This window comes from Brevibacillus sp. NPDC003359 (genome assembly GCF_042878995.1).
Taxonomy (GTDB): Bacteria; Bacillota; Bacilli; order Brevibacillales; family Brevibacillaceae; genus Brevibacillus.
The window spans coordinates 1-21,074 of record NZ_JBIAOR010000023.1 but is presented as its reverse complement, the minus strand read 5'-3'; the positions used below and the strand labels follow the sequence as shown (position 1 = coordinate 21,074).

Below are 21,074 nucleotides of genomic sequence, written 5' to 3'. Positions count from 1 at the left end.
ACTCCAGGAAAATGTAAGAAGAGTAGGGACGCGATGAAAAAGAGATATTTGGTTGTAGCACTTATTTTGCTCTCGTTCGTTTCACTTTTTATTGGTGTGAAAGATATATCTCCGTGGGATTTGTTCAATCTCACAGATGACAAAGTGCAAGTACTGTGGATCAGCCGGATTCCGCGATTAATCAGTATCATCATCGCAGGGATAAGCATGAGTATCGTCGGCTTGATCATGCAGCAGTTGACCCGAAACAAGTTTGTTTCGCCCACGACAGCGGGGACAGAGGATTCCGTTCGCTTCGGAATATTGATCTCTCTTTTGGTTTTCGTCGATGCCAGTCCATGGGTAAAGCTGCTCGTTGCTTTTGCTTGCTCTCTCTTGGGAACGTTTATCTTTATGAAGATCCTTGATCGAATCAAATTCAAGGACTCCATTTTCATCCCGTTGGTGGGATTGATGTTTGGGAATATCGTCGGTTCCATTACGACGTTTTTCGCTTATAAACACGACTTGATGCAAAACATGTCTGCTTGGTTGCATGGAGATTTCTCCACCGTTATGAAAGGCAGCTATGAGCTTTTGTACATAAGCATTCCGCTGGTGATTATCGCCTACATGTATGCGAATAAGTTCACGATTGCCGGAATGGGTGAGGAGTTCGCCATCAACCTTGGGCTGAACTACAAGCAGGTCGTCAATATCGGACTGATCATTGTTGCTTGTGTGACGTCCGTTGTGATTCTCACGGTAGGGGCGATTCCGTTTTTGGGACTTATCATTCCCAATCTGGTGACGCTGTACTTGGGGGACAACCTGAAGAAAAGCTTGTCTCATACCGCTTTGCTTGGCGCGGTGTTTGTACTGGCCTGTGATATCCTGGGACGCCTCATTATCTTCCCTTACGAGATTTCTATCGGCTTGATGGTTGGGGTCATAGGCAGCGGGGTATTCGTGTACTTACTCATGAGAAGAAAGGCATATGAACAATGAAAGCGAAGATAGGTGCCCTGTCGATTGTGGCCATTGCTTTAATAGCCATATTCATGACGATTAACGCCGGTGGCAACTGGGATTATATCCTTCCTCGGCGGGCGAAGGAAATTCTCGCCATTATTTTAACCGGATGCATCATCTCCTTTTCTACGATGGTCTTCCAGACAATTACGAACAACCGAATCTTGACGCCAAGTATCATCGGCCTAGATTCGCTCTATATGTTCATCCAGACGTTTGTGATCTTTGTTTTTGGTTCTGCAACTTCTTTGACGAACACCAATGTGAACTTCCTGATTTCAACAGGGGGGATGGTGCTTTTCGCAGGACTGCTTTACAAATTCCTGTTTAAAAGAGAAGGGCAAAACATCTACTTCCTGTTATTGATCGGATTGATCTTGGGCACGTTGTTCGGTAGCTTGTCCACGTTCATGCAAGTGTTGATCGATCCGAATGAGTTTTTGATCGTACAAGACAAGATGTTCGCTAGCTTCAACAACGTAAAAACAGATTTGCTGGTCATAAGCTTTGTGTTGGTTATCGCGGTTGGAATTTACTTCTGGCGTTACATCAAGTATTTGGATGTGTTATCGCTCGGCCGCGATCAGGCGATCAATCTGGGAATTCCATATGATTTTGTCATCAAGAGATTCCTCATCGTGATTGCGATCCTCGTCTCCATTGCGACAGCTTTGGTTGGACCGATTACTTTCCTCGGACTATTGGTAGCGAATCTCGCCCATCAGTTTATGAAAACCTATCAGCATAAATATTTGCTGGCAGGCTCAGCTTTAATCAGTGTCGTTGCTCTAGTTGGCGGTTCGTTGATTGTGAAGCACGTATTCACGTTTTCTACAACACTCAGTGTCATTGTCAACTTTATTGGTGGGGTTTACTTCATCTATCTTCTGTTAAAGGAGAATAAAGCGTGATAGAAGTCCGGAATGTCTCAAAACAATATGGTAGCAAATATGTCGTGGAAGATGTCTCTGTGAAAATTGCCAAGGGAAAAATCACGTCCTTTATCGGACCCAATGGGGCCGGAAAGAGCACCCTGCTGTCCATGATTAGTCGTCTTTTGACAAAGGATCAGGGCGAGGTTTTCATTGAGGGTCAGGAGATTGGACAGGCAAAGAGCAGTGAACTGGCCAAAAAAATCTCGATTCTCAAACAATCGAACCACATTACAGTACGATTGACGATCCGTGAGCTAGTCAGCTTTGGTCGCTTCCCGTATTCGCAAGGTAATTTGACAAAAGAAGACTGGAAGCATGTAGATGATGCAATCCGTTATCTGGAGCTTACGGACATTCAGCACAAGTATCTCGACCAATTGAGTGGTGGTCAACGTCAGCGAGCTTACATCGCCATGGTGGTCGCTCAGAATACAGACTATGTCCTTCTGGATGAGCCGCTCAACAATTTGGATATGAAGCATTCGGTCCAAATCATGAAGGTACTGCGACGATTGGTAGACGAAATGGGTAAAACCGTTGTAATCGTGATTCATGACATCAACTTCGCTTCCGTCTATTCCGATTATATCGTCGCTCTCAAGAATGGTAAGGTCGTGAAGGAAGGCTCAACAGACGAGATTATTACTCGACCTATATTACAAGATGTCTATGACATGGATATTAAGATCGAAGACATCGATCAGAACAAAATATGCGTCTATTTCGCATAAGCTCCATCTTCCTATCGTTAAAATTTTGATGGCCTGCAAGGGGGTTTCATCATCATCAGCAAGCTATCAATAATTTTATATACTTTTAAATTCTATATAGAGGTGAGAGAAGTGAACAAAAAACTACTCGTGCTGTTTATGGCAGTACTGATGGCTGTATTCACAGCTGCATGCGGCTCGAATAACGCTGCACCTGCAACACCAGCGACAGATGCGACAAAAGCACCTGAAGCAGCGCAAACATCTGAAGAAATTACAATCAAGCATAAATTGGGTGAAGCAAAACTGAAGAAGAATCCAAAAACCGTTGTTTCATTTGACTACGGTATCCTGGACTCCTTGGATAAATTGGGTATTGAAGTAGCAGGTGTTGCACAATCTTCCAATATCCCTCCGTACCTGGAAAAGTTTAAAGATGCGAAATACCAAAATGTTGGTGGTTTGAAAGAGCCGGACTTTGAGAAAATCAACGCAATGAAGCCAGATGTGATCTTCATCTCCGGCCGTCAACAGCCTGCTTATGAAGAGATGAACAAAATCGCTCCAACCATCTTCTTGGATGTAGACAACGCGAAGTACATGGAATCCTTCAAAGAGAACATGAAAACATTGGGTACGATCTTCGGTAAAGAAGCACAAGTAGACGAAGAGTTGGCTAAAATCGACGAGTCTATCAAGCAAGTGAATGAGAAAGCAACAGCAAGCGGTAAAAATGCCTTGATCATATTGGTGAACGAAGGTAAGTTGAGCGCGTATGGTCCAGGATCTCGTTTTGGCATTATTCATAAGGAGTTGGGTATCACTCCTGTAGACAAAGACATTAAAGTCGAAGGTCATGGTCAAAGCGTATCCTCTGAATATATCATGGAAAAAGATCCGGACTACCTGTTTGTTGTAGACCGCGGAGTTCTGAATAAGAACCAAGACGCTTCTACTTCTGCACAACAAACCATCGAAAACGACTTGATCAAAAACACCAAAGCGTTTAAAAATGGCAACATCATTTACCTCGATGCGAACTACTGGTACCTCTCCGGTGGCGGATTGGTTTCCACTGGTAGCATGGCAGATGAAGTTTTGAAAGAAGTTAAGTGGTAAGAGGCTAGAAAAGAAAGTGGCGACAGCCGAGGGGTAAGACATTCCCTGGGCTGTCGCCTTTTTTATTTATACTTTGGGCTCCCGGTTTGCAAACTCCTGTAACATCCCTCTGATTTGTTCTACTAATAAAGTAGGTGCTTTCTTTGATGAACCCGAGTCAAACGGAGGCTGGGGATCGTATTCCAAAATAAGCTGGACTCCTTTACTCATATCGTCTCCCAATTCCCATGCAATTAATTGGAGTGCCATGTCGATGCCAGCGGAGACACCGGCTGCTGTAACGATTTTGCCCTGACGAACGACTCTTTCCTCTGTGGGAATGGTTCCAAGCGATTGGAGCAGATCGAAAGAGCCCCAATGAGTTGTGGCTACGGCTCCTTGTAACAAGCCTGCGGCGCTCAAGATCAGAGAGCCATTGCAGACCGACGTAGTCCATTTCGTCGTTTCATGGATTTGGCGAATCCACTGGAGGGTTTCTTCGTCATTCATTGGGGTTTTATAATTGGGCGGACTGCAACCTGGAACAACAAGAATATCAGCGGAAGTAACCTCCGAAAAACTGTAATCGGCATGCAAATAACCCATATTGGAGTCAAGCTTGATTAACCCTTTTTTCTTAGCGACAAACTTCACTTCACATTTCAGTGTAGCAGCGAATACATCGTACGGGCCAATTGCATCTAATGCGGTGATGCCATCGAACAGCATGATTGCAACCTTCATGATGATCTCTCCTTTGAAATGGGATATTTTACTTGCAAACAAATAGTAACATACATATACGGGGTATATGTATATCGGAGTTGTGACTAACTGCTAGGCTTTCTAGGCTCGTGTAACGAGGAGAGATGAACAGTAAATATAGCAAAAAACCGGTTACACCGTTAAACGTGGTGAAAACCGGTTTTTTTGTATACGTTGTAATCCGCTTTTTGCTAGCGGAATCTAACAATTATCTGGCTCCAACCAGTTTGCGCTCTTCGGAGTAAACTGGTTGGGTAGTGTTTTCGTTTGAGTGCTTTTGCTCCGCAGCATGAGACAGCTCATAAGGGAGGCAGAGCGGTACACCCGAGCGAGGATCGGTCAGGATGTCTGCTTCGATGTTGAAGACCTTACGCAGCATATCAGGCGTCATAACCTCAGCAGGTGATCCCTCAGCGACGACGGTACCTCGAGAGATTGCAACCATGTGCTGTGCATAACGGGTCGCGTGGTTCAAATCGTGGACGACCATGACGATCGTACGATTTTCTTCGTCATTCAGCTTTTGCAGAAGCTTGAGTACTTCTAGCTGATGAGCCATATCTAGGAAGGTTGTAGGCTCATCGAGGAACAAGATGTCGGTTCCTTGCGCCAGAGCCATCGCAATCCAGGCGCGTTGGCGTTGACCGCCGGACAGCTGGTCAACAGGGCGATCATGGAAATCAGCCATGCCGGTCATGGAGATGGCCCAGTTTACGATTTCCTTGTCTTCCTTGCTCAAAGAGCCGAAGCCTTTTTGATGGGGGAAGCGGCCGTAGGTAACGAGCTCAGACACAGTCAAACCATCGGGTGCGGTTGGGTTTTGCGGCAAAATCGCCAACTGCTTGGCGACTTCCTTGGTCGATTGCTGATGGATCGATTTTCCGTCCAAAAATACTTGTCCACCTGTTGGTTTCATAATCCGCGCGAGGGTTTTGAGGATCGTCGATTTACCAGAACCATTTGCACCGACCAGAGCAGTGATTTTGCCAGAAGGAATGCTGATATTCAAGTCTTTGACAATGGAAAGCTCACCGTATCCGATGTCCAGCTTTTGTGTGTATAAGCGCTCCACAATGGGCCAACTCCTTTTTAAAAAGTATGTACCTATATATTAGATCATAGTAATGATAATCATTTTCACTAAAGTAAAGTATATACCGGAATGAGGTCAAATTCAATATGTAAAAAGCCAACCTGCTCACATGCGTGAACAAATTGGCCTTGGGTTAACAAACGACTATCCAGTGTTAGTAGGTGATATGAGCGATGATACCTTGTTCGTCGTCCAATACCAGCTCGATACCGGCGGAATAAGGGTTGCGCTGCATCTGGGTCTCCAGGTAGTAGCGAATCGCTTCAATCATATTAATCTCGATGAAGACTTGTTGGCGATCCATCCAGTGCACTTCAGCAGAAAAGCCGTATTCTTCGTCCCACATTAGTTCGACGGAGACGTCTTGTGGCTGCACCTGCTTTTTGTAGGCTGCGTGAATGCAGATCGCGTTAATGATATCTTGTTCGGAGAACGTTATCTTTTCCATGCGTTCAGTTCCCGTTCCTTCTCGCGCTTGTTTTTAAAGTAGACGATCACTTTGCGGATGAGGATAATCACAGCGAGGATCGCCATCAGGTTGATCATGAAGCCAAGGATGGAACCCAGGATACCCATGTCACCGAACAGAGATCCGAACAGCAAACCAGCCAGACCACCAATCATGAGACCTTTCATGAAACCGCCGCTTTTGCTTGCTGTAGCAGCAGGAGTTGTCGTACCTTTATTGGTTGTTGCATTTACATTTGAATCGGCTTTGTTAGGCGTTTGTGTGTTCGTAGGAGCCGTATTAGAGTTAAAAGATTTTTTCCCGGACTTATAGCCTTTCGCATCGGCATGATCAATGAATCCTCCGGCCGGAGCGAGTACGAGCATTACGGCAACCAACATCATGATGAGTTTTTTCATGTGATTTGAGTAGCCCCTCTCATTAAAATGACTTGTATATATAAGTCTACATGAATATCGGACGAAATTCCAACGAACTTTCGGTGACGATCCTTCTAAATACCTACAAAAAAGCCCCTGACGAGCAATCTGGTCAGGGGTTCTCCTATTTACGCACTCTTTTTCAGTTTTCGAGCCGCCCAGTTGCCCAACGACTGAATGAGTTGGACCAAGAAGACGAGAATAATGACGGTAATGATCATGACTTCGATGTCCCATTGCTGGTAGCCGTAGCGCAATGCCAGATCCCCGAGACCGCCCGCACCGACTGCGCCGGCCATAGCAGTAGCACCAATCAAGCCGATAGTCGCAATCGTCAGGCAGAGGACGATGCCAGGCCGTGCTTCACGCAGCATGATGCGAAAAATGATTTGTGTCCGAGACGCACCCATTGCCTGATACGCTTCGATCACGCCACGGTCTACATCATGCAACGCTGTTTCCATCAGGCGCGAGATGTAAGGCGACGTATAGACGATGAGTGGTACAATCGCTCCTTCAATCCCGATCGAAGTACCCACGATCAGCTCCGTAAAAGGAATGATGGCGACCATTAGGATAATAAAAGGCAATGAACGCACGATGTTGATGATCGTATTGATCGTGTGATAGATGAATTTGTTCGGGAAAAGGTGATTCGCCTGTGTGATGACGAGCAAAATCCCAAGTGGAATCCCGATCAGTGTCGCAATGAATAATGAAAACCCAACCATGATGACGGTCTCTTGCAGCGATTGCCCGAATACGGGAATCATTTCAATTAGACGCTCCATTAGCTCCGCACCTCCTCTGGTGACACAATATCTACGCGGTAGACGGATTCGCGCAAGAAACGAATGCCGTCCTGAATGTCCTGTTCTTCACCGGATATGTGCAAAAGCAAAATGCCGAGAGCTGTTCCCTTTATGGTCGTAATCGAGCCGTACAACAGATTGGTGCTAATCGGAAAACGTGCAGACAGCGTTCCAAGAACAGGATCGAGAGCAGCATCACCGCGAAAGGCAACGCGAACAATTTTGGATACGGGCCCGCTTTCCTTGATCTTGGACAAAATCTCCTGCGGTACCTGATCGTCAAAAACCGTTTTGATAAAATTACGAGTCGTTTGCTCTTGTGGATTGCTGAAAACATCCAAAACAGAGCCTTGCTCAATGACGACACCGTTTTCCATGATGGCTACCTGGTCGCAAATTTTCTTAATGACCTGCATTTCATGTGTAATCAGCACGATGGTCAGGTTAAACTTCCGATTGATGTCGAGCAACAGCTCCAGAATTGATTCGGTCGTCTGCGGGTCGAGAGCGGAAGTCGCTTCGTCACAGAGCAGGATTTCCGGATCAGTCGCCAGCGCACGAGCGATGCCCACCCGTTGCTTTTGTCCACCGGATAGCTGAGAAGGATAAGCGTTTGCTTTATCAGACAAGCCAACCAAGCCGAGAAGGTCTTCTACCTTGCGCTTAATGACATCTTTAGGGACGCGATTCATCCGCAAGATTTCCGCCACATTGTCAAAGACATTATAGGAAGAGAGCAGGTTGAAGTGTTGAAAAATAATCCCGATCTTTTTGCGAGCTTGCCGAAGCTCTTTTTCCTTGAGGGTCAGCATGTTCTGACCATTGACGATCACAGAACCGCTGGTCGGCTTCTCCAACAGGTTGATGGTACGGAGCAGGGTACTTTTCCCCGCTCCGCTAAAGCCGATAACCCCGTAGATTTGCCCTTTTTCCACCTGGAGGGATACGCCCTTCAATGCCTCTACCTGCTTGTTTCCTACTTGATACGACTTATGAATATCGGTTAGCTGTATCATATCGAGTTCTCCTTGTTGTTCTTGATGTTCCTGGCGTCGATCTTACCAGGACGGCAGTACAGCTCCTTCAAAACGTTCATCGATGAATTTCTTCACTTCTTCTGAACGGTAGATGTCCACCAGCTTTTTGACTGCCGGATTGTCTTTGTTTGCTTCATTGGCTGCCAGGATGTTTACGTATGGAGAGTCGGCTGTCTCAGCGAAGATCGCATCTTTTTGCGGGGAGTAGCCAGCTTCCATCGCGAAGTTCGTATTAATCGAAGCAACCTCTACATTGCTCAGCGAGCGTGCTAGGAAAGCAGCTTCCAACTCTTTGAATTGCAAATTTTTTGGATTTTCTACGATGTCCAGTGGTGTCGCGTTGTCTCCCACGCCATCCTTGAGCTTAATCAAGCCAGCTGCCTGATAGAGCAAGAGGGCCCGCGCTCGGTTAGTCGGGTCGTTTTGAATGCCGACAACGCCGCCTGCTGGAATGTCTTCCACTTTTTTATGCTTGGTGGAGTAAAGACCCATCGGATATGTGACGGTTTTGCCAACCTCGACGATTTTCGTTTTGTGGTCTTGATTGAACTTTGCCAAGAACGGGATGGTTTGGAAGCTGTTCACATCGAGATTGCCTTTATCGAGCGCTTGGTTCGGCTGTACATAATCATTGAAAACGACGACTTGGACTTCGAGCCCTTTCCCTTTTGCAACTTCTTTGACTTTATTCAGAATCTCTTCGTGCGGGCCGCCAGTGACGCCCACTTTGAGCGAGGTTTGTTCAGCAGCAGCGCCACCGTTAGCTGGAGCGGCTTCTTGTTTGCCGCCGCAAGCCGTTACGAGCGATGCAGCGAGCAGTAGTGTAGTGAGCAGTAGACCAGTCTTTTTCATGAAAATACCCCTTTTCTCTGGATGTATGATGGAATAGAAAAAAGCCTCTTCCGACTGAAAGAGGCTGGATCTGCGAGTATGTAAACCACACTGCAACAATACCTCTCTTATCTGTCGGAATAAATCCGCTGGATTTGGCACCGTATCAAGTGTGATAGGTTGCCGAGGTGTCATAGGGCCAGTCCCTCAACCTCTCTTCATAAGAGAATATGCTATGAAATTGAAAGTCCAAACGATTGTCGCTAATTCATATTTGGATAGTTGGATTATAACTACTGATTTTGCGGGTGTCAAATGTTTTTGTAAACGAATGACTAGGTGGAAAAATGTGAAATTGATCTAAATACGAATATTCTATTGAAGAATCGAAAAATCATATGTATAATGAGAGCGAATGAACCCGATACCAGCTATCGCAGGTGATGACATGACTCTAGTAGACTCCAATGAAACCAGAAAAAAGCTGTCTGCCATCTATAATGAGATAGCAAAAGAGTTGTTCGGATTTGGAACGACTTTGCTCCGAGTCACGATTGAAAACCAGATGATTACGTTCCAAGCCAAGCATCGCCGCTCTCCACGCTCACAAGCGTTGGAAGGAGAAGCACCGGCCCTCAAGCTCGAAGTCGATTTTCGTATGTCCCTTCTTTATAAGAAGAGACTGCGAGAGCGATTGGAAGAAGAGATGGGGTTGCCGTTGGAAGCCGTGCTGCGGGACTATGATGCGCCTACGCAGTGGGCGATCACGAATGTTATTTTAGCTGAATCAGAACTGAATACCTGACGCAATCGTTCGGATTTTCTCTTTTGATCTATCTTAAGGGGAGACCGTAGACAACGCGTAAAACGGGTGTCACTTCTCTTTGTTTACGAAGAAAAGTGCTCTTGTTTAGAATGAAACGTTCTAATCAAGGGTACTTTTCTTTTTATTGTTACCACCATATTTTGTCATCAAATGAACCCAACTGGAGGAGAATTACGATGAAAAAATTACTTGCTGGAATCCTGTCTTTTTCTGTGATGTCAATGGCTCTCGCTGGCTGTGGCAGCAATGCTCAACCACAAGCGGGAGGAGCTGGCGGCGAAGCCAAGGGCGAGCCACAAAAGCTGGTTATCTCCACATGGGGCTTCTCCGAAGACTTTTTCCGCAAAGAAGTATATGAGCCGTTTGAAAAAGAACATAACGTGAAAATCGTGCTGGAAATCGGAAACAACGCCGAGCGCTTGAACAAAATTCGTCAAGGCAGCTCCAATGTAGACTTGATCTATCTCTCTGACTACTATGCACAGCAAGGGATTGAGAGTGGGGCATTTGAAAAAATCGACCGCAGCCGCATCCCGAATTTGGATCAAATCTACGATATCGCAAAAGCGCCACTGGGCGAGGAGTACGGCCCAGGTTATACGATTGGGCAATTCGGAATCGCCTACAATCCAAAGCTCGTTCAATCCGAGATCAAGGATTGGAAAGACCTGTGGAACCCAGAGCTGGCGGGCAAGCTGACATTGCCAAGCATTACGTCCACAACTGGCCCGATGGTTCTCGACAGTGCTTCCAAAGTAGCAGGCAGCAAGGAGTTCAATGAGGATCAAGCCTTCGCGAAAATGAAAGAAGTCAACCAAGGTGTTGTGAAATTCTATGACAAGACATCTGAATATGTGAACATGTTTGGACAAGAAGAAATCGGCGTAGGCCCAATCATGGAAATGTACTTCAAAGACATCAAGGCTGCTGTTCCAGAAGCTGTTTTCGTACAACCTGCAAGTGGCGGATACGCTGTCATGAATACCGTTAACATCGTAAAAGGCTCGAAAAACAAAGCGCTGGCAGAAGACTTCATCAACTATCAGCTGAGCAAGGAAGTTCAGGAGAAATCAGCAAAAGCGAAGATCGATTCCCCTGTAAACAAAACGGTTCAACTGACGGAAGAAGAAGCAAAAGGTGTAACGTACGGCGAAGAAACCGTAAGCAAATTGCAAATGCTGGACATGAAATTCGTAAACGAGCACTCCAAAGCATGGATTGACCGTTGGAATCGTGAAATCACGCAATAACGAACGATAGAAAAACAAAGGCGAGGGTATAGTCATTTACAGATATACCCTCGTTTTCATGAGGAATGAACGTGAGGAGGACCACTCGTGCAAAAGATCATTCTTGACGTGGATACGGGCATTGATGATGCGCTTGGCATTATTCTCGCTGTGAAGAGCGGGCAATTCGATCTGGTTGGCATCACCACCGTGAATGGCAACGTATCGCTGCGAAAAGCCACAGAAAACACGTGCAAAATTCTCGATTTCTTGCAAGCCGGGGAGCAAATCCCTGTCGTCTGCGGAGCGTCTGAACCGCTGCTACGGCCGTTGTTTTTTGAGCATGCTGTACATGGTGAAGATGGTTTAGGTGGCGCTCTTGCCGGAGTTCCGGTTTACAAGGAGCCGACTGCTGGCTTTGCCCCTGATTTCATCGTGGAAAATGTGCTCGCGCATTCCGGCGAGATTACGCTTATCATGACGGGACCGCTGACCAATTTGGCGCTGGCGGTGAAAAAATGCCCGGAGCTTGTCCAACACGTCAAGGAAGTCATTTTCATGGGTGGAGTGGTTCGTGAGCACGGCAATGTGACGCCCGTTGCGGAGTATAACATGTACGTCGATCCAGAGGCAGCCAAGGTCGTGTTCCATGCCGGCTTCCCGCAATTGACGCTGGTTGGACTGGATGTGACGCGAAGCGTGCTGTTGAACGAGGAGCACATTCGCGAGTTAGGGGATACACCGATGGGCGAGTACGTGAGACAGAGTACGTCTGATTACCTCCATCGTTATTTTGGGAGAAATGGCGTCTATGCGTGCGCTATGCACGATCCGTTAGCTGTCGCAGTCGCACTCGACCCGAAGCTGGTGAAGACGCAGAAGCTATATGTGGATATCGAAACGAGAAGTGAGCTATGTGATGGGCAAACGGTTTGCGACTTTCAAAACCGCCTGAAAAAAGAACCGAACATAAACGTCTGTCTGGACGTAGATGCAGATGCGTTCTTTGCGCGTTTTATCGGCGCATTGAAAGCCTGACGATACCGTGAACAGGAGTTAATCAGATGAGAAAAACGGGTCTCTATTTATTGCTGTTGCCGGGTGTACTGTTTTTGACGCTGTTCATGGTCATTCCGATCGTGATGACGATTGCATCCACCTTTTATCAAGATGGTAGCTTTACGATCCAAGGCTATCTCCAATTTCTTACCGATGCGTACTTCTTGAAAATTATGATGACGACACTGCAAGTCAGTCTGGTCACGACGATTGCGTGTGTTCTGATTGGTTTTCCTGCTGCGTACTACATTTCCAAGCTGGGGCCTCGCAAAAAAGGTATCTTGCTGGCGTTGGCGATTTTTCCTTTGCTGACCAGCTCTGTCGTGCGGTCGTTCTCTTGGATGATTATTCTCGGAAAAAAGGGCTTGTTGAACAGCTCGCTGCTTGCAATCGGGCTCATCGATAAGCCGTTGGAAATATTGTATACGCCGACTGCGATGATGATTGGCCTGATTCATCTGTTTCTGCCGCTGATCATTATTACGCTGGTAGGTGTGATGGAAAATATCGACCCGGATTTGCTGAAGGCGGCGGAAAGCCTGGGTGCTTCGAAATTGACTGCCTTCTGGAAGGTCATCGTGCCGCTGAGTGTACCGGGACTCATCATTGGTAGCATTCTGGTGTTTGTTGGCAGCTTGACCGCTTACACCACGCCTGCCCTGCTAGGTGGAAAACAGCGAGTCATCTCTACGTTCCTTTATCAAAATGCAATTACACTAAATGACTGGCATTTGGCATCCGTCATTGCCACGATCATGATTGTCATTACATTTGTCGTCATCTACTTCATGAACAAGCTGGCGACGAAATTAAATCCGAAGGGGTAGAAGCTATGCAGGAGAAAAATCGCGGGTTGGCCCTGTTTACCTCTCTCGTCTTTCTGTTTTTGCTAGGGCCGCTCATTATCATATCTTTTACGTCGTTTGAGCCGGGGAGCGTCTTGAAGTTTCCGCCGGAGGGCTTTTCCTGGCGGTGGTACGAAAACATTTTCGAGGTAGAAATGTTCATGACGACGTTCAAGACGTCGATGTTCGTTTCCTTGCTGGGCAATCTCTTGGCGCTCTTGTTGGGGATTCCGGCAGCCTATGCGCTCAGTCGCTTTGAATTTCGTGGCAAGGGCATCTTGAATGGGGTTTTCATCTCACCTGTCCTGATTCCGGGGATTGTTATGGGCTTTGCCATGCTGAAATACGTCATTGTCGTGTACAATTTGCCGATTTATGCGGGACTTCTCGTCGGTCATACGGTGCTGATGCTTCCGTTTATCATTCGCGTTATTGCATCTTCCTTGTCCAACTTTGACTTCGCCATTGAAGAAGCGGCTTTAAGCCTTGGGGCAGGTCGTCTCGAAACCTTTTTCAAAGTTGTCTTGCCAAATATTCGCTCCGGGATTATTGCTGCGATCCTGATCGCTTTTCTGGAGTCGTTCAACAACGTAGATATCTCTGTTTTCATGACAGGACCAGGGGTAAGCACGCTGCCGATCCAGATGCTGACGTACGTAGAAAACAACTTCGATCCCACGATCGCCGCTATTTCCGTGCTGCTCATGATTCTTACGGCTATTCTCATGTTCATCATTGAACGTCTGATGGGGCTTTCCTACTTTACAAAACGATAACGGAGGCATCAACTCATGGCATTGCTCACGCTGGAAAACGTATCGGTTGCCTATGACAATCAATATATTTTGCAAAACTTCAATCTCAATATCGAAAAGGGACAGCTCATCTCTCTGCTTGGTCCGAGCGGTTGCGGAAAGACGACGACGCTGCGCCTGATTGCGGGTTTTCTCGAAGCAAAAGATGGCCGATTCATGTTTGAAGGAAAAGATTATACGCGGGTTCCGGTCAACAAACGCAACTTCGGGTTTGTGTTCCAGAGCTATGCGCTGTTTCCACACCTGTCTGTATTCGATAACGTGGCGTTCGGTTTGCGCCTGCGCAAGATCAATGAAACAGAGGTAAAGACCCGAGTGCAGCAAATTCTCGAAGTCGTGAGTCTCGGCGGCTATGAAAAGCGTTTCCCGAAGGAGCTGTCCGGTGGTCAAAGACAGCGCGTGGCGATTGCCCGGGCACTGGTGATTCAGCCAGACCTGCTCCTGTTCGATGAGCCGCTCAGTAACCTCGATGCCAATCTGCGGATCAACATGCGCGTAGAAATCCGTCGCATTCAACAAGAGCTGGGAATTACGACTGTGTACGTATCGCATGACCAGGAGGAGTGCTTCTCCATCTCAGATCAGGTCGCGATTATGAACAAGGGTGTGATCGAACAGCTCGATGATCCAGCCACGATTTTCAAATATCCGAAGACGGAGTTCATCGCCCGTTTTATCGGTTTTACCAACTTTATTGACTTCGCAGAGCGCACGGAGCAGAACGGAGAAATCGGCCTGCGTGTCGGCGACCATCATTTTACCGCGTCCAAAAATCCGGGCACAGCGAGTCCGTCCGGCAAAAAATGTGCAATGCGACCAGATGACCTCCTCGTGACGACAGAAGAGAGCGCTGAGCCGGGAATGAACCGTTTGCGCGGAACGGTAAAGGTAAGCACGTTTTTGGGACGCAGCTATCAATATGTCGTGGAAACAGAGTTGGGCGACTTCACGGTCAATCAGGAGATGGAGACGCCATACAAGACTGGCCAGAACGTCAATCTGCTGTTTCCGAAAGACAAAGTGGTACTCGTGGACTAAAGACAGGAGGTTATTTTCGTGAAGGTCGATTTGTTGATTCAAGACGTCCAAGTGTTTAACAGCTATTTTAAAAAGTTCATCAGAGGAAATGTCGCTGTTTTAGATGAACGATTTTTCTATATTGGTGAGCGGAGTACGGAAACGTTTGAAGCTGCCGAGATCGTGGACGGACAAGGCCGATACATGATTCCTGGTCTGGTCGATATTCACTTGCATATTGAGAGCACGATGGTGACGCCGGAGACGTTTTCCTATGGCTTGATTCAAAAAGGAGTGACGACGATCGTACCGGAGCCGCATGAGATGGCCAATGTGTTCGGAATCGAAGGGATCAAAGAGATGATTCGTGCGAGCCGTGATTGTGTCGTTGATATGCTGTACGCGATCCCGAGCTCCGTACCAGCTACCTCGATGGAAACGACAGGCGGGTCTGTCGAGATTGCAGACATGGACGAGCTCTTGCGTTCTGAAGAGATCATTTGTCTCGGCGAAATTATGAATTACGTAGACATCATCAAGGACCCTGACTGCAAGACGAACCGCATCCTGGAGCATATCCGCAAGACATATCCGAAGCTTGTCATCGAGGGGCATGTCCCTAAGCTGCTTGATTTGGACTTGCATCGTGTCATTTATGCGGGGGTGGACTCCGATCATACGCACCAGACGCGAGAAGGCATGGAAGCGAGAATCGCAGCGGGCATGTTTCTCGAGATTCAAGAAAAATCGATGACGGATGAAGTCATGGAGTATTTCATCAAGGAAGATGTTTCTGAGCATTTTTGCTTTGTGACGGATGATGTGATGACGGATTCCTTGGTGAATCGTGGACATTTGAACCATATCGTGAAAAAAGCCATTCAAATGGGCATGCAGCCAGAGCGCGCGATCTACGCGAGTACATTTACCCCAGCCAGACGTATGAACATGACGGATCGAGGGGCGATTGCTCCTGGCAAAATAGCGGACTTCCTGTTGCTGTCCGATCTGCATGAACTGAAGATCGAACGCGTCTATAAAAACGGGAAGAAAGCTTACGATGCCAAAGAAGAGTACCGACAAGTGGTCAAGGATAAGCAGTTTCCTGCGCATTTTTATGAGAGTATTAAACTACCACCGCTTACAGAGCAAGATTTTCACGTAAAAGTAGAGGTGCCGGACAATCGTTATCCATGTCGGGTCATGCTCGTGCAAAACGGTTCTACTTTTACAGAGGATCACCGTGGAATCGCTGAAGTACGGGAAGGACAACTCTTGTGGGAGGAGAGCCCGTACGGCTTGATCGCTGTCTTTGAACGCTATGGTAAAAACGGCAACCGCGGCTATGGCTTGATCAGCGGCGATACGATCAAGCGAGGTGCAGTAGCCACCAGCTACTCGCATGACAACCACAATCTCTTGGTTGTCGGACACAATCCGCACGATATGATGGTCGCAGCCAATGAAGTCATCCGCAATCAGGGCGGTTTTTACGTGGTCGAGGATGGCGAAGTGATCGCGAGCCTTCATTTGCCGGTCGGAGGCATTTTGACAGAGGAACCATTGGCAAAAACCGCAAAGGAAGTCGAGCAACTTCGCCGTGCCATGGAGTCGCTCGGATATGTTCACTACAACCCGATTATGTCGATCAGCACGCATTCCTTACCGGTCAGTCCAGCCTTGAAGCTGACGGATCTGGGGTTGATCGATGTAAATGACGGGAAAATAGTTCCGTTGCTCTTGATGTAATAAAAGTTGCTTGCTGAGAAGATTGTTTTCAGCAAGCAACTTTTTTTGATCAAAAAGTCCCGAAAGAAGCATATAAATTTTCATGCATAGGTATACATACCTGAATAAACTACCTATTTTCTGACTGGAATTCAGGTATTTGGTAGGTTTTGGATTAGGTATTCAGAATCTGTAATACTGGAAAAATTTTCTGTAACATGGTACTCGATCCTATTCCAGAAAAGAGGAGATAAATAAATGGATAACGTAGGGTTGAGAAACAAACTGTTTAGTAATGGGCTGTCGCTTTTGTTCATGCTGGCAATGATGCTGGTGGCGGGCGCAGCTACTCTCGTGTTCGCTGAGAAAGCCTCGGCTCACGGGTACATCGAATCGCCAGCGAGTCGCTCTTACTTGTGTAAGACGGGTCAAAACAAAGGCTGCGGTCAAATCCAGTACGAGCCGCAAAGCGTGGAGGGCATCGGATCGTTCCCGCAATCTGGTCCTGCCGATGGTGAATTTACTGGTGCAGGTCGCTATCCTGAGCTTTACACACAAACAGCAGATCGCTGGACCAAGGTTACCTTGCAAGGTGGACAAAATGCGTTTACTTGGAATCTGACAGCCCCGCATAGCACAGCGGAATGGAAATATTACATCACGAAAAAAGATTGGAATCCTAATAAACCACTTTCCCGAGCGGATCTGGAACTGTTCTGCTCGTTCCAGGACGGAGGGAAAAGGCCGCCATTCACGGTAACGCATTCGTGCAATGTACCGACAGATCGCAGCGGTTACCACATTATTTTGGGTGTTTGGGAAATTGCTGATACGGGCATGGCCTTTTACCAGGCGATTGACGTGAATTTGATTAACAATGGAACAGGCATCGTAGAAAAGCCTACCGTTCCAGGTAATGTGATTTCTGTATCACAAACAGCTACAAGCATTGAGCTTGGTTGGACAAAATCCGTGGCAATTGACGGAATCAAGCAGTACGACGTGTATCGCGATGGCAAAATCATCGCATCTACCAAAGAAACTGCTTACACGGACAAAGCTTTGACGCCTGCTACGGCTTACAGCTACACCATTGTGGCAGTCGATGGCAAAGGGAAAGAGTCTAACGCTAGCAAAGCACTTACCGTTCGCACAAAAGCAGAAGATATCGTGGATACAGAAGCACCGACTGTACCAGCAGGAATCATGACTCACCATCCAACAGAGACAGAAATCGACCTCATGTGGAGTCCTTCCCGTGACAATGTTGGCGTGGTGAAATACGAGGTGTACCGTGATGGTTCCCACGTAGGAACAGTTAAGCAGCCTTCCTTTGTCGATAAAGGATTGACGGCAGGAACATCTTATACGTATACGATCAAGGCAGTTGATGCGGCAGGAAATATTTCCGAAGAGAGCGCACCATTTGCCGCAAGCACGAAGGAGAAAAAACCTGAAGTGCCAGGTGAAATCGCCGAGTGGAATTCCTCTGCCGTGTATGTACAGGGCGACCGCGTCTTGTATGATGGACTGGAATTCGTAGCAAAATGGTGGGTGACTGGCGAACAGCCAGACCGTTCCGATGCGTGGAAACTGGTGAGCGATGTTGTACTATCGTGGGATTCCGGCAAAGCGTATGATGGCGGAGCGCAAGTGAACTACGAAGACAAGGTTTATGAGGCAAAATGGTGGACCAAAGGTGAAGAGCCAGGGAAAGCCGATGTATGGAAGCTGGTTAAATAATGTTGCAAAGCCCAGGGTGATATGCCTGGGCTTTGTTTGTGTAAGTGCAGCCACTATTTTGCCGATTCCTACTTGTTTTGATATACTTATAATTTGAACGATAAGCCCATCTTATAAGGTTAGAAGGAAATGAAAAATGAATGAAACCTATTCGCTAAAAGAAAAATGGCGACAGTTTTTGGCTGTTTTGCTTCCCATCTTGATATCACAACTGGCGCTGTTTTCGATGACGTTCGCCGATACCATCATGTCTGGACATGCTAGTCCGACGGATTTGGCGGGTGTAGCGATTGGGGCTAGTCTGTGGACACCTGTTCAAGCAGGCTTGACGGGGATTCTGATGGCTGTCATGCCGATGGTTGCACAGATGGTTGGGGCAGGGAAACGAGATCAGGTTCCTTACACGGTTATGCAAGCCTTGTATTTAAGTGTGGGGATTGCGGTTGGTGTCATCATCGTCGGTGGTTTGCTGCTTGATCCGATCCTGAACTGGATGCAATTGGAGCCTGAGGTGCGCACGATTGCTCGCGGCTTCCTGCATGCTATCGCTCTTGGAATTATTCCGATGTTTATTTATACGGTGCTCCGTTGCTTTGTCGACGCATTGGGACAGACTCGGGTAACGATGTTCATTACCCTGCTATCGTTGCCGATTAACGTATTATTGAACTACGCTCTTATCTTTGGTAACTTCGGCTTTCCTCGACTGGGTGGAATCGGTGCCGGGCTTGCATCTGGCATTACGTACTGGTGTATTTTACTGATTACTCTGTTTGTCGTGAATCGTGTTCATCCCTTTGTCGAATTCGGTTTGTTTTCCCAATTTCACCGGATCTCGATGAAAGCGTGGAAAGAGCTTTTGAAGCTGGGGCTTCCCATCGGATTTTCGATCTTTTGTGAGGTTAGCATTTTTGCGGCCGTCACTTTGTTCATGAGTGAATACAGTACGATTACGATTGCTGCCCATCAGGCGGCGATGAACTTCGCATCATTCCTGTACATGGTGCCATTGAGCATATCCATGGCGTTGACGATTGTTGTCGGCTTCGAGGTTGGAGCCAAAAGGTTCCGGGACGCGAAGCAGTACAGTTATTTGGGTATTGTTATTGCTCTTGGTATCGCCCTTTTGTTTGGAATCAGCTTGCTGATGTTTAGCGAGCAGGTGGCTGCTTTTTACACGACCGACATAGAGGTGTTGGAGCTTGCCCAGCATTTCTTGATGTACTCGATCCTCTTCCTGATCTCTGATGCCGTCGCGGCTCCTATCCAGGGTGTACTGCGCGGGTACAAGGATGTGACCGTTACCTTTATCGTTGCGCTGATATCCTATTGGGTGATTGGCTTGCCTTTGGGATACATTCTGGCGAAATTCACTACGCTTGCAGCATTCGGATACTGGATTGGTCTGATTACGGGATTGGCTGCTGGTGCCATCTTCCTTTTTGGGCGTCTGCTGTCGTTGCAGAAACGCATGATTCGCAGTCATTCATAAGGAAACAGATAAGCGGAAAATCCCTGATGAGGGGGTTTTCCGCTTTTTGCATGAAGAATGAAAGCCTCGTTTACACTAGGTGAAATACCAGATATACTTCTTATCATAGATGATGGAAGATAACCTGACATCAAAGCAAAAGCAGATGGGGGGAGAAACTTATGTCGCTCTCGGTATTCATGACGTATGATTTTTTGCTAAAACTAGGAGTTGCACTATTTCTAGGCTTAATGATTGGTATGGATCGGCAGCTCAAGCACAAGCCGCTGGGCGTAAAAACCAGCATGGTCATTTCGGTTGCGAGCTGCCTCATTACAATTGTCTCGATTGAATCCGTGCATCGGTTCTCCTTGCCTGGACACACGAATATGGACCCGCTGCGCTTGGCTGCACAAATTGTGAGCGGTGTAGGTTTCCTTGGGGCCGGTGTGATTTTGCGCCGGAGTAATGATGTCATTTCGGGTTTGACCACAGCATCGATGGTCTGGGCAGCTTCTGGACTAGGGATTGCAGTAGGAGCAGGATTTTATTTTGAGGCAGTGACCGCGACGATCCTCATTATTTTGGCGATTAATTTGTTCCCGATCATTCTTCGCTTGATTGGTCCGGAATCACTCAGACAAAGAGATTTATCGATCAAGATTGTGGTAGAAGGCGGGGGCGATTTGGATTTGGTGTTCAAGCAGATTAAGCACCTCGATCTGCAAGTAAAGCGGGTTAAAGTCAAAGACTTGGAAAATAAGATGCAAAGGCTGGAAATGATGATTACAGCCTCGGAAAATACGTATACGACTGATATATACAGTCTCCTGAAAGCGGTAGATCATGTCGTTTCCGTAGAAGTAGAAAGCAGATAAAAAGGAATAATAGAAGACGGAGGCCATGACTTGGCTTTCGTCTTTTTCATTTTCGATTACAAGTGGCTGTCGTGAGGGAAGAAGCGCATTTCCAGTCTACGCTTCGGCCTCCGCCCTGCTGAGGGTGAAGACTGTCCGCTTCGGAAAAAATGGCGGGAGCGCTTCAAACGTAGATGTTTCGAAGAAGGATTCCATAAGTTATCATGAACGAGGACAGCCCCTATTCGTAACTTCGTAGGTTACTCTGGCTACACTAAGGGCAAGTACGCCAATGTACAGAGCG

At 47.1% G+C, this 21,074-nt stretch carries 21 protein-coding genes and 1 riboswitch; of the genes, 14 read left to right on the top strand and 7 right to left on the bottom strand.

Annotated elements, in window-relative coordinates:
• Positions 1 to 33: 33 nt before the first annotated feature.
• From ACFYU8_RS29215 to ACFYU8_RS29200, 4 genes are all read left to right on the top strand, one after another.
• Entirely contained in the window at positions 34 to 987 is a 954-nt protein-coding gene (locus tag ACFYU8_RS29215; protein WP_390306419.1) for an ABC transporter permease, read from the top strand.
• Positions 984 to 1,922 (top strand): iron chelate uptake ABC transporter family permease subunit, encoded by a 939-nt coding sequence (locus ACFYU8_RS29210; RefSeq protein WP_144618560.1) that lies wholly within the window; start codon positions 984 to 986, stop codon positions 1,920 to 1,922. Before ACFYU8_RS29215 ends, ACFYU8_RS29210 begins: the two co-directional genes overlap by 4 nt.
• Entirely contained in the window at positions 1,919 to 2,677 is a 759-nt protein-coding gene (locus ACFYU8_RS29205) for an iron ABC transporter ATP-binding protein (protein WP_144618561.1), read from the top strand. The genes ACFYU8_RS29210 and ACFYU8_RS29205 overlap by 4 nt, the downstream gene beginning before the upstream one ends.
• Positions 2,678 to 2,788: 111 nt before the next feature.
• Complete coding sequence (locus ACFYU8_RS29200) at positions 2,789 to 3,775, top strand: siderophore ABC transporter substrate-binding protein (RefSeq protein ID WP_390306421.1); 987 nt, start codon at positions 2,789 to 2,791, stop codon at positions 3,773 to 3,775.
• A gap of 66 nt (positions 3,776 to 3,841) precedes the next feature.
• On the opposite strand, the gene ACFYU8_RS29195 is transcribed toward ACFYU8_RS29200, so the two are convergent.
• From ACFYU8_RS29195 to ACFYU8_RS29165, 7 genes are all read right to left on the bottom strand, one after another.
• Positions 3,842 to 4,498 carry a DJ-1/PfpI family protein gene (locus ACFYU8_RS29195; RefSeq protein ID WP_390306423.1) on the bottom strand — a complete coding sequence of 219 codons (657 nt, stop codon included), beginning with the start codon at positions 4,496 to 4,498 and terminating at the stop codon, positions 3,842 to 3,844.
• A 229-nt stretch (positions 4,499 to 4,727) separates the two neighbouring features.
• The gene (locus tag ACFYU8_RS29190; RefSeq protein ID WP_390306426.1) at positions 4,728 to 5,591 is read right to left on the bottom strand and encodes an ABC transporter ATP-binding protein; all 864 of its coding nucleotides are present in this window, start codon (positions 5,589 to 5,591) and stop codon (positions 4,728 to 4,730) included.
• A gap of 175 nt (positions 5,592 to 5,766) precedes the next feature.
• Entirely contained in the window at positions 5,767 to 6,060 is a 294-nt protein-coding gene (locus ACFYU8_RS29185) for a YxcD family protein (protein ID WP_390306428.1), read from the bottom strand.
• Positions 6,048 to 6,479 (bottom strand): hypothetical protein, encoded by a 432-nt coding sequence (locus ACFYU8_RS29180; RefSeq protein WP_390306430.1) that lies wholly within the window; start codon positions 6,477 to 6,479, stop codon positions 6,048 to 6,050. The genes ACFYU8_RS29185 and ACFYU8_RS29180 overlap by 13 nt, the downstream gene beginning before the upstream one ends.
• 149 nt (positions 6,480 to 6,628) lie before the next feature.
• Positions 6,629 to 7,291, bottom strand: a complete 663-nt coding sequence (locus tag ACFYU8_RS29175) for a methionine ABC transporter permease (RefSeq protein ID WP_390306432.1) — start codon at positions 7,289 to 7,291, stop codon at positions 6,629 to 6,631.
• Positions 7,291 to 8,328: a methionine ABC transporter ATP-binding protein gene (locus ACFYU8_RS29170; RefSeq protein WP_390306434.1), complete on the bottom strand. Its 1,038-nt coding sequence runs from the start codon at positions 8,326 to 8,328 to the stop codon at positions 7,291 to 7,293. The genes ACFYU8_RS29175 and ACFYU8_RS29170 overlap by 1 nt, the downstream gene beginning before the upstream one ends.
• A 42-nt stretch (positions 8,329 to 8,370) precedes the next feature.
• Positions 8,371 to 9,201 carry a MetQ/NlpA family ABC transporter substrate-binding protein gene (locus ACFYU8_RS29165; RefSeq protein ID WP_390306436.1) on the bottom strand — a complete coding sequence of 277 codons (831 nt, stop codon included), beginning with the start codon at positions 9,199 to 9,201 and terminating at the stop codon, positions 8,371 to 8,373.
• Between the two features lie 104 nt (positions 9,202 to 9,305).
• Positions 9,306 to 9,407, bottom strand: a riboswitch (SAM riboswitch).
• A 221-nt stretch (positions 9,408 to 9,628) separates the two neighbouring features.
• On the opposite strand from ACFYU8_RS29165, the gene ACFYU8_RS29160 reads away from it, so the two are divergent.
• From ACFYU8_RS29160 to ACFYU8_RS29115, 10 genes are all read left to right on the top strand, one after another.
• Complete coding sequence (locus ACFYU8_RS29160; protein ID WP_015893853.1) at positions 9,629 to 9,985, top strand: hypothetical protein; 357 nt, start codon at positions 9,629 to 9,631, stop codon at positions 9,983 to 9,985.
• A 197-nt stretch (positions 9,986 to 10,182) separates the two neighbouring features.
• Positions 10,183 to 11,256, top strand: a complete 1,074-nt coding sequence (locus ACFYU8_RS29155) for an ABC transporter substrate-binding protein (RefSeq protein WP_390306438.1) — start codon at positions 10,183 to 10,185, stop codon at positions 11,254 to 11,256.
• Between the two features lie 87 nt (positions 11,257 to 11,343).
• Entirely contained in the window at positions 11,344 to 12,273 is a 930-nt protein-coding gene (locus tag ACFYU8_RS29150; RefSeq protein WP_390306439.1) for a nucleoside hydrolase, read from the top strand.
• A 26-nt stretch (positions 12,274 to 12,299) separates the two neighbouring features.
• The gene (locus ACFYU8_RS29145) at positions 12,300 to 13,121 is read left to right on the top strand and encodes an ABC transporter permease (RefSeq protein WP_390306441.1); all 822 of its coding nucleotides are present in this window, start codon (positions 12,300 to 12,302) and stop codon (positions 13,119 to 13,121) included.
• 5 nt (positions 13,122 to 13,126) lie between these two features.
• Positions 13,127 to 13,915 (top strand): ABC transporter permease, encoded by a 789-nt coding sequence (locus ACFYU8_RS29140; RefSeq protein ID WP_390306443.1) that lies wholly within the window; start codon positions 13,127 to 13,129, stop codon positions 13,913 to 13,915.
• 15 nt (positions 13,916 to 13,930) lie between these two features.
• Positions 13,931 to 14,992, top strand: a complete 1,062-nt coding sequence (locus ACFYU8_RS29135; protein WP_390306445.1) for an ABC transporter ATP-binding protein — start codon at positions 13,931 to 13,933, stop codon at positions 14,990 to 14,992.
• Positions 14,993 to 15,010: 18 nt separating this feature from the next.
• Positions 15,011 to 16,720, top strand: coding sequence for an adenine deaminase (locus tag ACFYU8_RS29130; RefSeq protein ID WP_390306447.1), 1,710 nt, complete (start codon positions 15,011 to 15,013; stop codon positions 16,718 to 16,720).
• Between the two features lie 237 nt (positions 16,721 to 16,957).
• Positions 16,958 to 18,442 (top strand): lytic polysaccharide monooxygenase, encoded by a 1,485-nt coding sequence (locus ACFYU8_RS29125; protein WP_390306449.1) that lies wholly within the window; start codon positions 16,958 to 16,960, stop codon positions 18,440 to 18,442.
• Between the two features lie 136 nt (positions 18,443 to 18,578).
• Positions 18,579 to 19,934: an MATE family efflux transporter gene (locus ACFYU8_RS29120; RefSeq protein ID WP_390306451.1), complete on the top strand. Its 1,356-nt coding sequence runs from the start codon at positions 18,579 to 18,581 to the stop codon at positions 19,932 to 19,934.
• A gap of 179 nt (positions 19,935 to 20,113) precedes the next feature.
• Complete coding sequence (locus tag ACFYU8_RS29115; RefSeq protein WP_390306453.1) at positions 20,114 to 20,791, top strand: MgtC/SapB family protein; 678 nt, start codon at positions 20,114 to 20,116, stop codon at positions 20,789 to 20,791.
• Positions 20,792 to 21,074 lie beyond the last annotated feature (283 nt).

Excerpts from the sequence above, each read along its gene's own strand:
- ACFYU8_RS29215 (WP_390306419.1), top strand. The coding sequence starts at position 34 with ATGAAAAAGAGATATTTGGTTGTAGCACTTATTTTGCTCTCGTTCGTT.
- ACFYU8_RS29210 (WP_144618560.1), top strand. The coding sequence starts at position 984 with ATGAAAGCGAAGATAGGTGCCCTGTCGATTGTGGCCATTGCTTTAATA.
- ACFYU8_RS29195 (WP_390306423.1), bottom strand. The coding sequence starts at position 4,498 with ATGAAGGTTGCAATCATGCTGTTCGATGGCATCACCGCATTAGATGCA.
- ACFYU8_RS29185 (WP_390306428.1), bottom strand. The coding sequence starts at position 6,060 with ATGGAAAAGATAACGTTCTCCGAACAAGATATCATTAACGCGATCTGC.
- ACFYU8_RS29180 (WP_390306430.1), bottom strand. The coding sequence starts at position 6,479 with ATGAAAAAACTCATCATGATGTTGGTTGCCGTAATGCTCGTACTCGCT.
- ACFYU8_RS29175 (WP_390306432.1), bottom strand. The coding sequence starts at position 7,291 with ATGGAGCGTCTAATTGAAATGATTCCCGTATTCGGGCAATCGCTGCAA.
- ACFYU8_RS29170 (WP_390306434.1), bottom strand. The coding sequence starts at position 8,328 with ATGATACAGCTAACCGATATTCATAAGTCGTATCAAGTAGGAAACAAG.
- ACFYU8_RS29165 (WP_390306436.1), bottom strand. The coding sequence starts at position 9,201 with ATGAAAAAGACTGGTCTACTGCTCACTACACTACTGCTCGCTGCATCG.
- ACFYU8_RS29160 (WP_015893853.1), top strand. The coding sequence starts at position 9,629 with ATGACTCTAGTAGACTCCAATGAAACCAGAAAAAAGCTGTCTGCCATC.
- ACFYU8_RS29155 (WP_390306438.1), top strand. The coding sequence starts at position 10,183 with ATGAAAAAATTACTTGCTGGAATCCTGTCTTTTTCTGTGATGTCAATG.
- ACFYU8_RS29145 (WP_390306441.1), top strand. The coding sequence starts at position 12,300 with ATGAGAAAAACGGGTCTCTATTTATTGCTGTTGCCGGGTGTACTGTTT.
- ACFYU8_RS29140 (WP_390306443.1), top strand. The coding sequence starts at position 13,127 with ATGCAGGAGAAAAATCGCGGGTTGGCCCTGTTTACCTCTCTCGTCTTT.
- ACFYU8_RS29135 (WP_390306445.1), top strand. The coding sequence starts at position 13,931 with ATGGCATTGCTCACGCTGGAAAACGTATCGGTTGCCTATGACAATCAA.
- ACFYU8_RS29125 (WP_390306449.1), top strand. The coding sequence starts at position 16,958 with ATGGATAACGTAGGGTTGAGAAACAAACTGTTTAGTAATGGGCTGTCG.
- ACFYU8_RS29120 (WP_390306451.1), top strand. The coding sequence starts at position 18,579 with ATGAATGAAACCTATTCGCTAAAAGAAAAATGGCGACAGTTTTTGGCT.
- ACFYU8_RS29115 (WP_390306453.1), top strand. The coding sequence starts at position 20,114 with ATGACGTATGATTTTTTGCTAAAACTAGGAGTTGCACTATTTCTAGGC.